Source organism: Cryobacterium psychrophilum (assembly GCF_004365915.1).
In the GTDB taxonomy this organism is placed as follows: domain Bacteria; phylum Actinomycetota; class Actinomycetes; order Actinomycetales; family Microbacteriaceae; genus Cryobacterium; species Cryobacterium psychrophilum.
Genome location: NZ_SODI01000001.1, coordinates 249971 through 262622, shown reverse-complemented (window position 1 = coordinate 262622; position 12652 = coordinate 249971). Strand labels below are relative to the sequence as shown.

General features: G+C 67.0%; 11 protein-coding genes and 1 pseudogene. 11 read left to right on the top strand and 1 reads right to left on the bottom strand.

Annotated features, from left to right (window positions below):
• From pyrF to EDD25_RS01205, 8 genes are all read left to right on the top strand, one after another.
• Positions 1–876 (top strand): orotidine-5'-phosphate decarboxylase, encoded by an 876-nt coding sequence (gene pyrF, locus EDD25_RS01240; RefSeq protein ID WP_134171673.1) that lies wholly within the window; start codon positions 1–3, stop codon positions 874–876.
• On the top strand, positions 869–1789 hold the full coding sequence (gmk, locus tag EDD25_RS01235; RefSeq protein ID WP_134171672.1) for a guanylate kinase: 921 nt from the start codon (positions 869–871) through the stop codon (positions 1787–1789). The genes pyrF and gmk overlap by 8 nt, the downstream gene beginning before the upstream one ends.
• A gap of 111 nt (positions 1790–1900) precedes the next feature.
• Positions 1901–2158: a DNA-directed RNA polymerase subunit omega gene (gene rpoZ, locus EDD25_RS01230; RefSeq protein ID WP_134171671.1), complete on the top strand. Its 258-nt coding sequence runs from the start codon at positions 1901–1903 to the stop codon at positions 2156–2158.
• 23 nt (positions 2159–2181) lie between these two features.
• A complete protein-coding gene (coaBC, locus tag EDD25_RS01225) occupies positions 2182–3411 on the top strand; it encodes a bifunctional phosphopantothenoylcysteine decarboxylase/phosphopantothenate--cysteine ligase CoaBC (protein WP_134171670.1) in 1230 nt (409 codons plus the stop codon).
• A 66-nt stretch (positions 3412–3477) separates the two neighbouring features.
• The gene (metK, locus tag EDD25_RS01220) at positions 3478–4671 is read left to right on the top strand and encodes a methionine adenosyltransferase (RefSeq protein WP_134171669.1); all 1194 of its coding nucleotides are present in this window, start codon (positions 3478–3480) and stop codon (positions 4669–4671) included.
• Between the two features lie 42 nt (positions 4672–4713).
• Positions 4714–6744 carry a primosomal protein N' family DNA-binding protein gene (locus tag EDD25_RS01215; protein WP_134171668.1) on the top strand — a complete coding sequence of 677 codons (2031 nt, stop codon included), beginning with the start codon at positions 4714–4716 and terminating at the stop codon, positions 6742–6744.
• Positions 6744–7685 (top strand): methionyl-tRNA formyltransferase, encoded by a 942-nt coding sequence (fmt, locus tag EDD25_RS01210; RefSeq protein WP_134171667.1) that lies wholly within the window; start codon positions 6744–6746, stop codon positions 7683–7685. The genes EDD25_RS01215 and fmt overlap by 1 nt, the downstream gene beginning before the upstream one ends.
• Positions 7682–9100 carry an RsmB/NOP family class I SAM-dependent RNA methyltransferase gene (locus EDD25_RS01205; protein ID WP_134171666.1) on the top strand — a complete coding sequence of 473 codons (1419 nt, stop codon included), beginning with the start codon at positions 7682–7684 and terminating at the stop codon, positions 9098–9100. The genes fmt and EDD25_RS01205 overlap by 4 nt, the downstream gene beginning before the upstream one ends.
• A gap of 54 nt (positions 9101–9154) precedes the next feature.
• Here EDD25_RS01205 and EDD25_RS17850 read toward each other — a convergent pair.
• Positions 9155–10351: pseudogene (locus EDD25_RS17850) on the bottom strand (DUF222 domain-containing protein).
• Between the two features lie 445 nt (positions 10352–10796).
• Between EDD25_RS17850 and rpe the strand changes: the two are divergent.
• From rpe to hisG, 3 genes are all read left to right on the top strand, one after another.
• Entirely contained in the window at positions 10797–11468 is a 672-nt protein-coding gene (rpe, locus tag EDD25_RS01190; RefSeq protein WP_134171663.1) for a ribulose-phosphate 3-epimerase, read from the top strand.
• 9 nt (positions 11469–11477) lie between these two features.
• Positions 11478–11741, top strand: a complete 264-nt coding sequence (locus tag EDD25_RS01185) for a phosphoribosyl-ATP diphosphatase (protein WP_134171662.1) — start codon at positions 11478–11480, stop codon at positions 11739–11741.
• 66 nt (positions 11742–11807) lie between these two features.
• Complete coding sequence (gene hisG / locus EDD25_RS01180) at positions 11808–12647, top strand: ATP phosphoribosyltransferase (protein WP_134171661.1); 840 nt, start codon at positions 11808–11810, stop codon at positions 12645–12647.
• Positions 12648–12652 lie beyond the last annotated feature (5 nt).

The following is a 12652-nucleotide window of genomic DNA, read 5'->3' as shown; positions in this document are numbered from 1 at the left end:
ATGACGGTCTCCACGTTCGGTGACCGCCTCGGTGAGGCGTTTGCCGCGCGTGGCCAGCTCTGCGTGGGTATTGACCCGCACAGCTGGCTGCTGGCGGGCTGGGGTCTGGCCGATTCGGCAGCCGGCGCGGAGTCTTTCGGCCGCTCGGTTGTTGCCGCAGCGGCCGGCCGGGCCGGGATCGTCAAACCGCAGGTCGCGTTCTTCGAACGTTTCGGCTCGGCCGGCTTCGTGGCCCTGGAACGCGTGCTCGCCGATGCGCGCGCCGCGGGACTGCTTGTCATCGGTGACGTCAAGCGGGGCGACCTGGGTACGAGCGTCGAGGCCTACGCCGACGCGTGGCTCACGCCGGGATCACCCCTCGAAGTGGATGCCATCACGGTGACACCCTTCATGGGCGTCGGCTCCCTCCAACGCCCCATCGAGATCGCCCTGCAACACGGCAAAGGGCTGTTCCTCCTCGCGGCGACGTCGAACCCCGAGGCAGCAGGCGTGCAGCAGGCCGTCGTCGCCGGCGGACCGCACGCCGGACTCACGGTTGCACGAGCCGTTCTCGAGGATGTCGCCCGGCTCAATGCCGATGCCGTCACGGTGACGACGCCCACATTCGGCTCTCTCGGGGTTGTGCTGGGAGCCACCCTCGACCTGGCAGAGTTCGGCATTGACGTTGCGGCGGCGCCAAAAAATTGCCTGACTCCTGTTCTCGCACCCGGCTTCGGACACCAAGGTGGGAATATCATGGATCTTGTCTCGATATATGGTGAATACGCCGGAGGGGTTATCGTAAGTGAGTCGCGTAGTGTCCTCTCCCAGGGTTCCGACCGGCTTGCGGCAGCGATCGAGCGCCGCGTTAGTGAAGTAGGAGCCGTCCGTGGCTGAAAACCGTCCCACCCCACCCGAAGTCGACCGGGTTGCAGCCTCGCGTGCTGCTGTTGCCGCGCGGCGTGCCAGAGCCAGGGTGAAAGCGCAGATCGCCTCCGGCGAGCGTTCGGCCCTCGAAGTTCTTGGCGCGGCGTTGAAAGACCCCCTCGGTGTGGAAGGACGTCTCCGGGTCACCGAGATGCTCGTGAGCATTCCCTCCATTGGCGTGACCAAGATGCAGCGCATCATCCACCGCCTCGAAATCTCCCCGTCAAAACGCCTCGGCGGCCTCGGACGCCACCAGCGCGATCGCCTGCGGGACTTTCTGTCCGACCGCCCGGCCACGCGCCACGGGGCACCCGACTCAGGACTCATTGTGCTTGCTGGCCCCACGGCCGTCGGCAAGGGCACGGTCGCAAACCATATTCGCGAGAATTACCCCGACGTGCATCTGTCCGTCTCGGCCACGACCCGTGCCCCGCGGCCGGGCGAAGTTGAGGGTGTCAGCTACTTCTTTGTCAGCGATGCAGCCTTCGACCGCATGATCGAATCGGGCGAACTGCTCGAATGGGCGACCGTGCACAACGCGCATCGCTACGGGACGCCTCGTGGACCGGTCGATGCAGCCATCACCGCCGGCAACAGTGTGCTGCTGGAGATCGACATCCAGGGCGCCAGGGCCGTACGCCGGGCCATGCCGGAGGCGAAACTCGTCTTTCTTCTGCCGCCCACTTGGGAGGAACTTGTGCGTCGGCTCATTGGTCGAGGCACCGAGGATTCCGCGGAACAGGCCCGCCGCTTGGAGACCGCCAAGCTCGAATTGGCCGCTCAGGGGGAGTTCGACTACCGAATTGTCAACGCAGACGCATCCGAAGCGGCCCGGGAGGTCGTAGACTTGATGCAGGTACGCCCTGCGGCGGAAACGTCGTAGCGCCCGCTGGAGATTTCTTACGCGTCATCTGACGCGGCCGTGCTGACCAAGACGCACTGTTTTATTTCGAACAGCCCTGTTCTCGAACTGCTCTAAAGGAGTGTGACACCAATGGCAAACAAGCCCACTGGCATCATTGACCCGCCCATCGACGACCTGCTCTCCAAGGTCGATTCCAAGTATGCACTCGTGATCTTCGCCTCCAAGCGTGCACGTCAGATCAACGACTACTACGCTGACCTGCACGAAGGCAGCCTCTTCGACAACGTGGGCCCGCTCGTCGACTCGACCGTCGAAGACAAGCCCCTGTCGGTGGCCCTTCGCGAGATCAACGAGGACAAGCTCACCTCTACTCCCATCGTCGAGTAATCGGGCTCGCGGAAGCGCGCACGATGAAGACAGCCCGTACGATTGTCGTCGGTATCACCGGAGGCATCGCTGCGTACAAGGCCGTCAACATCGTGCGCGCTTTTGTTTTAAACGGGGATTCGGTGCACGTCGTCGCCACACCGGCGGCCCTGCGGTTCATCGGTAAACCGACCCTCGAGGCGATTTCACGGCATCCGGTCTACTCGGAGCTTTATGAGGGCGTCGCCGAAGTGCGCCACGTGGCAATCGGCCAGTCCGCTGACCTGATCGTGGTCGCACCGGCGACCGCGAATACCATCGCCAAGCTGGCGGCCGGCCTCGCGGATGACCTGCTCGGAAACACCATCCTCGCGAGCACGGCACCCCTCGTGATCGCCCCGGCCATGCACACCGAAATGTGGAACCACGCGGCGACCGTCGCGAATATTGCCACGCTTCGCAGCCGCGGCGTCACCGTCGTGGGTCCCGGCGTCGGGCGTTTGACCGGGCACGACGTCGGAGCCGGCCGGATGGAGGAGCCCGACACGATCGTGGCGGTCGCCATGGCCGCGCTCGAGGGCACGCCGGACGCCGGCCAACCCGAGCAGGATCTCGTGAACCGGCGAATCCTGATCAGCGCCGGCGGAACCCGAGAACCGCTCGACCCGGTGCGCTTCCTGGGCAATCGGTCGAGCGGAAAGCAGGGCGTCGCCCTCGCGGAAGCCGCTCGCGCGCGGGGCGGACTCGTCACCCTCGTGGCCTGCAACCTTGAGGTGCCGGCGCCCGACGGGGTGCACGTGGTGCAGGCCGGCAGCGCCCGCGACCTGCAGGAAGCCCTGAGCGCGTCCGCTGCGTCGGCCGACGTCATCATCATGGCGGCGGCGGTTGCCGACTATCGCCCCACAGATGTCCGGAGCGAAAAAATCAAAAAAGAGCACACCGGGGACACGCTGACTCTCGAACTCGTGAAAAATCCCGACATCCTCGCCGAGCTCTCCGCCGCGTGCCGGCCGGGGCAGGTGATCGTGGGCTTTGCCGCCGAGACCGAGTCAGACCCTGATCGGTTGTTGACCCTGGGGCGGGAGAAGGTCACCCGTAAGGGCTGCGACTATCTCGTGGTCAACCGGGTCGGATGGTCTGAGGGTTTCGCCACAGACCGCAACACGGTTCTGCTGCTCGACCGGCACGGAGTTATAGTGAAAGAGGCTTCCGGCAGCAAGATGTCGGTGGCCCACCGCATACTTGACGTGGTCGTCCAGACCCGCTTGCCGTAGCTTCCGCCACGCGGCTATCCATACGCACAGTCTTTTCATACAGACACATCTATAGAGACGGGCCAGATGAGCGATCTTCGCCTCTTCACCTCCGAATCGGTCACCGAGGGCCACCCCGACAAGATCTGCGACCAGATCTCCGACAGCATCCTCGATGCCCTTCTCACCGAAGACCCGCACAGCCGTGTGGCCGTCGAAACGCTCGTCACCACGGGGCTTGTTCACGTTGCCGGCGAAGTGACCACCGAGGCCTACGTCGAGATCCCCTCGATCGTGCGCAAGTGCATCACCGATATCGGCTATGACTCCTCCGACGTGTGGTTTGACGGTCGATCCTGCGGCGTGGAAATCTCCATCGGCGGGCAGTCTCCCGACATCGCCCAGGGGGTCGACAACGCGTTCGAGACCAGGGAGCAGTCGAGCCTCGACGACTACGACCGGCAGGGTGCCGGCGACCAGGGCATCATGTTCGGCTACGCAACCCGGGAGACCCCCGAGTTGATGCCGATTCCCATTTGGATCGCGCACCGGCTCGCGGAACGCCTCGCCTACGTACGAAAGTCGGAGGAACTCGACTACCTGCGGCCCGACGGCAAGACGCAGGTCACCATCGGGTATGACGGCATCGTGCCGCGCACGGTTGAGACCGTCGTCGTCTCGACGCAGCACGCCCCCTCCGTGACCACCGAGCGGCTCCGGGCCGAGGTCAACGAACTCGTTATACGCCCCGTGCTGGAGGGCATCGATCTCGATTCCTCGCGCCTCGCCACGCTCATCAACCCCACGGGACGCTTTGAGATCGGTGGCCCGCAGGGCGACGCCGGCCTCACCGGTCGCAAGATCATCATCGACACCTATGGCGGATCGAGCCGGCACGGCGGTGGCGCGTTCAGCGGCAAGGACCCGTCCAAGGTGGACCGTTCGGCCGCGTACGCCATGCGCTGGGTGGCGAAGAACGCCGTCGCCGCCGGACTCGCCGACCGGCTCGAGGTCCAGGTGGCGTATGCCATCGGCAAAGCCTCCCCGGTGGGGTTGTATGTGGAGACCTTCGGCACCGGGGCACTACCCGACAAGGAGATCACCGCCGCGATTCGCTCGGTCTTCGACCTGCGTCCCGCCGCGATCATCGATTCCCTCGACCTGCTGCGGCCCATCTACCAGCAGACGGCAACCTACGGCCACTTCGGCCGGGAACTGCCCGACTTCACCTGGGAACGCCTCGACCGCGTCGACGACCTCCGAAGCGCTGCGGGGCTGTAGGGAACGCACATCGGTAGTGACGGCGACGGGGAGAGGGACAGCGTGAATCGTTCCGGACTCGTGGCCCGTGTGCTCATCGACTCGCCCCTTCCGCAGCTCGACCACCTGTTCGACTACCGCATCCCCGAGGAACTCGCTGACGTGGCGCGTCCCGGGGTGCGGGTGCGGGTGCCGTTCCGCTCCGGCGGTCGAATCATCGACGGCTACCTCATCGAGGTGATCGATCCGTCGACGGCACCGAGCGAGCAGTTCTCCGGCACCCTCAGCCCGCTCGATGCCGTGGTTTCCGCGGCCCAGGTGCTCACCCCCGAGGTGTGGCGGCTCGCGCGTCGAGCAGCCGACCGGGCCGCCGGTAACGCGAGTGACATCATCCGTCTGGCCGTGCCGCCTCGCCAGGTGCGCGTGGAGAAGGCCTGGTTGATCGCGCAGGCCCCGGTGGTCGAGCCGACCACGCCGGTCGAGCCTGTCGAGACCCCGCTGGTCCAAACCATCGGGCTCTCTCTGGCCGCACCGGCCTTCGTCGGTTACCCAACGGGCCGGCTTGACACCGCCATCATGGACCGCCAGCGGGTGGCGGTCGCCGCCATCCCGGAGCTCGTACAGCTCGACGACGGCACCACCATCGGGCACTGGGCCCAGACCCTGGCCGAGCTCGGTGTCGCCACGCTGGCGACCGGCAAGACCGCCGTGCTGTGCGTCCCCGACTACCGGGACCAGGACCAGGTGCAGGCCGCCCTCGACCAGCTGGCACCAGCCGGTTCGGTCAGCAGGGTCGACGCCCGGCAGAGCAACCCCGACCGCTACCGGGCCTTCCTGGCCTGCCTCGGCACCGAGCCTCGCATCATTCTCGGAAACCGGTCGGCGGTCTACGCCCCCGCGGCCTCACTCGGCCTCATAGCCCTCTGGGACGACGGGGACCCGCTGTACTCGGAGCCCCTGAGCCCGTACGTGCACGCTCGCGATGCCGCTCTTATCCGACGCGAGGAAGCCGACTGCAGCCTCGTGCTGCTCGGCCACACCCGCAGCGTGGAAACGCAGAGGCTCGTCGAACTTGGCTGGCTCGGCGAGGTACACCCCGCCATCAACCGCCACCCCCGCGTCATCCCCACTGATTTCCAGTCCGAATCCGACCAGCAGGCCCGCGCCGCCCGCATTCCGACGGCGGCGTGGAACGCCGCCAGGGAAGCCCTCCACCACGGCCCGGTGCTCGTGCAGGTCGCCAGCCCCGGCTACGCACCCATGCTCGCCTGCCAGACCTGCAAGAAGGCGGCGCGCTGCACCACGTGCCAGGGCCCGCTCGGCCTCACCTCGGCGCGCGCGGTACCCGCCTGCCGCTGGTGCGGTGCACTCGCCGCCGCGTGGACCTGCATCCACTGCGAGGGCCACAAACTCCGGGTCGTCACAATGGGAACCGGGCGCACGGCGGAAGAGCTCGGGCGCGCCTTTCCGGGAGCCCGCATCATCATCGCGGACGGTGAACACTCCATCCAGACGCTCGGCGCGGAGCCCGCGCTCGTGATCGCCACCCGCGGCGCAGAACCGATTCCCGCGAGCGGTTATCGCGCCATTCTCATTCTCGACGGGGAACGGATGCTCGCCCGCGAATCTCTGCGCGTTGGCGAGGACTGCCTGCGCTGGTGGTCGAACGCGGCCGCGCTGGCCGCGCCGGGGGCGCCCGTTGTCCTGGTGGGTGTGGGCGGTGCCCTCGCCCGGGCACTGAATGCCTGGCAGCCGGAGGCGTTCGCGAGTTCGGAACTCGCCGACCGGCGCCAGCTGCGGTTCCCCCCGGCCGTGCGGGTCGCCTCGGTCACCGGAACGGCCGCCGACGTCGATTCCGCTCTGGCAGATCTGAGGGAGAGCGCCGGCATCGACGTGCTGGGCCCGGTCGACACCGAGGTGCCCCTCGTGCGGGCGATCGTCCGATTCGCCTACGCGAAGGGCGACGGGGTGTCCCACGCACTCAAAGCATCCGTCGTGCGTAACGCGGCCAGGCGTCGCCGGCCCACGAAGTCGGGCTCGTTCCAGCCGACGCCTACACTTAAGGTTCGATTCGACGACCCGGAGCTCCTGTAATGAAACTGATTTTTGCCGGTACGCCCGACGTCGCCGTTCCGAGCCTCAAGTCCCTCGCCGCGACGGGGCACTCGATCGAGGCCGTCGTCACCCGGGCCGACGCCCCGCTCGGTCGCAAGCGTGTACTCACCCCGTCGCCGGTCGCCGCCGCCGCCGAAGAGCTCGGCCTGACGATGCTCAAGACCAACCGCCTCGATGCTGACGCGACCGAAACGATCGCGGCCCTTCAGCCCGACCTCGGAGTGATCGTCGCCTACGGCGGCATCGTGCGCGAACCGCTCCTGTCGGTTCCTCGGCTCGGCTGGATCAACCTGCACTTCTCCCTGCTGCCCCGGTGGCGAGGGGCATCACCGGTGCAGCGCGCCGTGATCGCGGGCGATGCCGACACCGGTGCCGCCGTGTTCCAGCTCGTGCGGGAACTCGATGCGGGTGCCATTTTCGACAGCTTCACCCAGCCGTTGGATGCGCATGCCACGTCGGGCATGCTTCTCGAGTCGCTCAGCCACAGTGGCGCCGAGCTGCTCCTCCGCGTGGTCGACGACCTAGGCCGCGGCACCGCCCGGGCCACCGAGCAGACCGGTGAGGTGACGCTGGCACCGAAACTCACCATCGATGACGCACACGTCGACTGGAACCAGTCGGCGGCAGCCGTCTACAACCTGATCCGCGGCGTGACCCCGGAGCCGGGTGCCTTTACCACCGTGAGCGACGCACGCCTTAAGATTCTTGACGTGGCACCCGTCGTGCCGAGCGCTGACCGCGACGACGCCCACGACCCACCCATTCCCGCAGGGCACATCCTGGAACGAGAACGAACGGTGCTGATTGGCACGCGTACGACGCCGCTTGAGCTTCGACGCGTACAACCGGCCGGAAAGACAGTAATGACAGCAATCGACTGGTGGCGCGGAGTAGCAGCAGATGAGGTGGTCGCCTCATGAATGATCGCGTCCAACTTCCGAAATCCCGTGCAGCGACCACGGAATTCGTGCAGCCGGCCCGTCGAGTGGCCTACGAGGTCATTGCGGCCGTGCGAGAATCCGACGCCTACGCGAACCTGCTGCTGCCCACCCGTATCCAGCGCGCAGCGCTGAACACGGCGGATGCCGCCCTGGCGACCGAGCTGACCTACGGCACCCTGCGCATGCAGGGTTTCTACGACCGGGTCATCGCGCTGGCCGCGAACCGTTCCGTCGATGCGATCGACCCGGCGATCCTCGACGTGCTCCGCCTCGGCACACACCAGCTTCTCGCGACCCGCGTGGCCACCCACGCCGCCGTCAACGAATCGGTCTCGATCGCCAAGCAGGTCGGCTCACGGTCGGCGACCGGATTCACGAACGGCGTGCTGCGCACCATTTCGCGCTCGAGCGCCGAGGAATGGCGCGAGCGGGTGCTCGACGGAGCCGCCGGTGTCGATGATCGCCTCGCGGCCGAGCACTCGCATCCCTCGTGGGTCGTACGTGCGTTCCGCCAGGCGCTGAAAGCCGAGGGCCGTGAGGACGAGATCGAAGACCTGCTCGCGGCCAACAACGTGCCGGCCAAGGTGAATATGGTGGCCCTTCCCGGGATCGCGACCGCCGACGATGAGAGTCTGCTCGGAACGAAGGATGCCTACGCCCCCACCGGGTACGTGTTGGCCGGGGGAGACCCGTACCACCTCATGACCCAGGCGAAGGGGCGCATTCGCGTGCAGGACGAGGGCTCCCAGCTCGCGGCCCTCGCGCTGTCCCATGCTCGCCCGATTGAGTCGGGGGAGCGCTGGCTCGACCTCTGCGCTGGCCCCGGCGGCAAGGCCGCCCTGCTGGCCGCGGAAGCGCGAACCCACGGCGCCGAACTCGTCGCCAACGAGCTCGTGCACAGCCGGGCGACGCTCGTGCGCAACGCGCTGGCCGCAATCCCCGAGAACGTGGAGGTGTGGGAGCTTGACGGTACCCGCATCGCCGAGCTGCACCCCGGGGAGTTCGACCGGATCCTGCTCGACGCCCCCTGCACAGGTCTGGGCGCGCTCCGCCGCCGCCCCGAGGCCCGCTGGCGCAAGCAGCCGAAGGATGTCGCCGAGCTCGCCGGACTGCAGTCCGGCCTGATCGACGCCGCCCTCGGCGCACTCAAGCCGGGCGGAGTCCTCGCCTATGTCACCTGTTCACCGCATACCGCGGAGACACGTGGCATTGTGGCGACCGCGCTGAAGAAGTGGGCGGGCACGGTGAACGCCCTCGACACGGCCGCCGTCGTTCAATCGCTGAGCAACTCCGAACTCGACCTGGCCGGCGACCCGTCGAGTGTGCAGCTCTGGCCGCACCGCCACGGCACAGACGCCATGTTCATCACACTGCTGGAGCGTCTTCCGGACTAGCACGAGCGTGGGCTGATGGACCACACGACGTCCATCAGGCGCGGAGGGCGAGCATCAGTGGGTTCTTGCTGGGCAGGGGAGGAGCTTTCGTTCCGGATCCACGCTCGGCGGCAGCCTGAGCCGATACCGACCGTTGTCATGCAGGATGCGCCAGCCATCGTTGTGCAGTCTGAGGTGGTCGCGTCTGCAGAGCAGGCAGCCGGCGTCTCGCACGCCGAGGGCGATGCGCTGCGTCTGGGTGAAAAACCGTTCCGTGCGCCTTCCGTCCAGGGCTTGCCCGCTGCCACCGACGGTGACGTCGATGTACCCGGCGTCGCAGAGCTCGCGCTGCATGCTCTCCCCGGACACCGAGGCCGGGTTTCCCTCGAGAAGAGCGTGTCCGGTCTTCTTGGTGAGCACCTTCTCTGTCACGATCACCCGCACGGCGGGGCGGCGTCCGCCGAACACCCGGCCCGTGTCGACCTCGGTGGCCTGGCGCAGCAGGTCGGTGAACGCGTCGGCGGCAATCTGATCGAGGGTGCGCGAGTCGCTCTGGACCCCGGCGGCCTACGCCGCCTTCTCCGGGTCCACGAATCGCACCCCGCCGCGCCTCGGGCTGGTCACGCAGTCGAATGTGGATACCCACCACTCGCGCTGCTCGGGGGCGAGCAGGGCGTTGACGGCGACCATGCCGTCCGCGCGGCGGAAGATCGTGAATCTCGTGTCGTCGCGAGCCTGTTTCTCCCGGGCCTTGATACCGGCCTCGTCGAGTTCGTCTCGTCGTCGACGGGCCCGCTTGAACAACTGGTCCGTTGTCAGGTCAGCGGCTTCCTTCAGCACCCGGGTCAGGGCAGTCACGAGGCTCTCGGCTGTGACGGGCTGGTCGACGTCTCCGAGGCCCCGGCGGAGAGCGTCCGCAGCATCGACCGACAGCGCGCCGGAGGTGACCGCGTGCACGACGGGCGCCTGCCACGGAACCGGGCGGACCGGGAGGCGCGTTTCCGGGTGCTGCGCCGTGTTGTGCACGGTTTTCTCTGCCCTGTCGGTCTCGGCCATCAGGGTGCCGGCGGCGACGAGCTTCGCCGCTTCACCCCGCGCCGTGCCGGTGGCGTGCTGCACCATCGCCTCCGGCGTGATGAACCCCTGCCGCGCTGACAGTCCGGTGGCGCCGAGCTCTCGCCGGGAGCGGGCGCTGATCGTGCCGGAAAGAAACGCCGAGTAGGTGTCGCTGAGTCGCCGGTGGTCGGCGACCGCTGCGGCGGGCGCACGCAACTGCTCATCGAGACCTGTGAGGCCTTCCAAGGGGCCTTCCACACGTCAATGCTCCCACCCACCACCGACATTCCTGATGAAACCTCACGACTCGTGCACAACGTCGCTCCACGCACATCGGAGAGGAGACCACCACGGGGGATAGCACGGGGCGGCTGTGCCGGGCGAACCGTTCAGTCGGCGACGTCTGCCGGGAGGCATGAGAAGCGCCCCTCGGGGACTGACGAGCGGCAATTGCCCCAGTGGAAGGGTGTTCCACTGACTGGAACAAGGATCCATCCTAAAGCGCAGGGAAGCGCCATCCGCTCTCCAGTTGCCACGGCCCCGTTCCTCGAAGAAGCGGCTCTCCTGGCCGATGGCAACGGGAGCGACCTGCGTGTCTCTGCGCGTGACTGGACGAGCGCGGCACGCCAGCCCGCGGCATGCGTTCGTCTAGGCTTTCAGCATGCCCATACGCATTAACCCGAGCATCCTGGCCGCCGACTTCGCGAACTTTGAACGGGAGCTCGGGCGCATCCGCGCCGCTGATCTTGTGCATGTCGACATCATGGACAACCACTTCGTGCCGAACCTGACCTTCGGTCTCGGCATGGTCGAGCGCCTGCAACAGGTCTCGCCGCTGCCCCTCGACGTGCATCTCATGATTGATGACCCCGACCGGTGGGCTCCCGGCTACGCCGAGGTTGGAGCGTCCTCGGTGACCTTCCACGCGGAAGCGGTGAGCGACCCGGTCGCTCTGGCCCGTCGGCTGCGTTCCATCGGCGCTCGGGCGGGAATCGCCCTCAAACCCGGGACCAGCGTCGAACCGTACCTTGAGCTGCTGCCCGAATTCGACCAGGTGTTGGTCATGACTGTGGAGCCCGGCTTCGGCGGCCAGAGCTTCATGGACTCAACAATGCACAAGCTCCACGCCTTACGCGCCGCTGTGCACCGGGGCGGACTCGACGTGTGGTTGCAGGTCGACGGTGGCATCACGGCGGAGACCATCGACATTGCCGCGGAAGCAGGGGCAGACACATTCGTGGCCGGATCCAGCGTGTTCGGGGCTGCCGATCCCGGCGAGCAGATCGCGCTGCTGCGCGCCGCTGCGGCTCGGCACGACCACGGGCACGAGTAACCTAGACAAGTGAAGACTTTTGATGACCTTTTTGCTGAGCTGAGCGACAAGGCCCTGAACCGCCCGGAAGGGTCCGGTACCGTTCGCGAACTGGACGCCGGAGTGCACGCCATCGGCAAGAAAATTGTCGAAGAGGCCGCCGAGGTATGGATGGCCGCAGAGTTCCAGAGCGATGAAGAGACGGCGGCCGAGATCTCCCAGCTGCTGTACCACCTTCAGGTTCTGCTGATCGCGAAGGGCCTGTCGCCCGCCGACGTGTACCGACATCTCTGATCGAGAACTGCGACGCGGCACGTGCGCCATACAGCACCCGAATCCACACCACCAGAGAGTGTCCCCATGCTAAGAATTGCCGTGCCCAACAAGGGCTCGTTGTCCGAAACTGCAGCCCAAATGCTGTCGGAGGCCGGTTACCGCGGCCGCCGCGATCCGCGCGACCTCGTCGCCGCCGACCCCCGCAACGACGTCGAGTTCTTCTACCTGCGTCCGCGTGACATCGCCACCTACGTCGGCTCCGGCGCCCTCGATGTCGGCATCACCGGCCGTGACCTGCTGCTCGACTCCGGGTCGACGGCGCTCGAGATCGCCAGCCTCGATTTCGGCGACTCCACGTTTCGCTTCGCCGGACCCGCGGGACGCTTTCGCGAGCTGTCCGACCTCACCGGCCTGCGCGTGGCCACAAGCTACCCCGGACTCGTCGAGACGTTCCTCGCCGGCTATGACGTGAAGGTGACCCTCGTTCCCCTCGATGGCGCCGTCGAGTCCGCCGTGCAGCTGGGTGTCGCGGATGCCGTCGCCGACGTCGTCTCCACCGGCACAACACTGCGCAAGGCCGGCCTGGAGATCTTCGGTCCCGTCATCCTGCAGTCGACCGCCGTGCTCATCAGCTCGGAAAACGACAAGCCAGGCATTGCCACACTATTGCGCCGTCTGCAGGGCGTGCTCGTCGCCCGGCAGTACGTGCTGCTCGACTACGACATTCCGTCCACCCTGCTCGACGCTGCCTGCGATCTGGCCCCCGGGATCGAATCGCCGACCGTCTCGTCGCTGCACGACCCGGAATGGGTTGCCGTTCGCGTGATGATCGCGCGCCTCGACACGAACAACGTGATGGACGCCCTCTACGCCCTCGGTGCCAGGGCGATCCTCGTCACCACCATCCACAACGCCCGTCTCTAGCGCAG

Bases quoted from the DNA above. Each gene is read 5' to 3' on its own strand.
- rpe (WP_134171663.1), top strand. From the start codon at position 10,797: ATGCCCATACGCATTAACCCGAGCATCCTGGCCGCCGACTTCGCGAAC.
- hisG (WP_134171661.1), top strand. From the start codon at position 11,808: ATGCTAAGAATTGCCGTGCCCAACAAGGGCTCGTTGTCCGAAACTGCA.
- EDD25_RS01205 (WP_134171666.1), top strand. From the start codon at position 7,682: ATGAATGATCGCGTCCAACTTCCGAAATCCCGTGCAGCGACCACGGAA.
- rpoZ (WP_134171671.1), top strand. From the start codon at position 1,901: ATGGCAAACAAGCCCACTGGCATCATTGACCCGCCCATCGACGACCTG.
- coaBC (WP_134171670.1), top strand. From the start codon at position 2,182: ATGAAGACAGCCCGTACGATTGTCGTCGGTATCACCGGAGGCATCGCT.
- fmt (WP_134171667.1), top strand. From the start codon at position 6,744: ATGAAACTGATTTTTGCCGGTACGCCCGACGTCGCCGTTCCGAGCCTC.
- pyrF (WP_134171673.1), top strand. From the start codon at position 1: ATGACGGTCTCCACGTTCGGTGACCGCCTCGGTGAGGCGTTTGCCGCG.
- metK (WP_134171669.1), top strand. From the start codon at position 3,478: ATGAGCGATCTTCGCCTCTTCACCTCCGAATCGGTCACCGAGGGCCAC.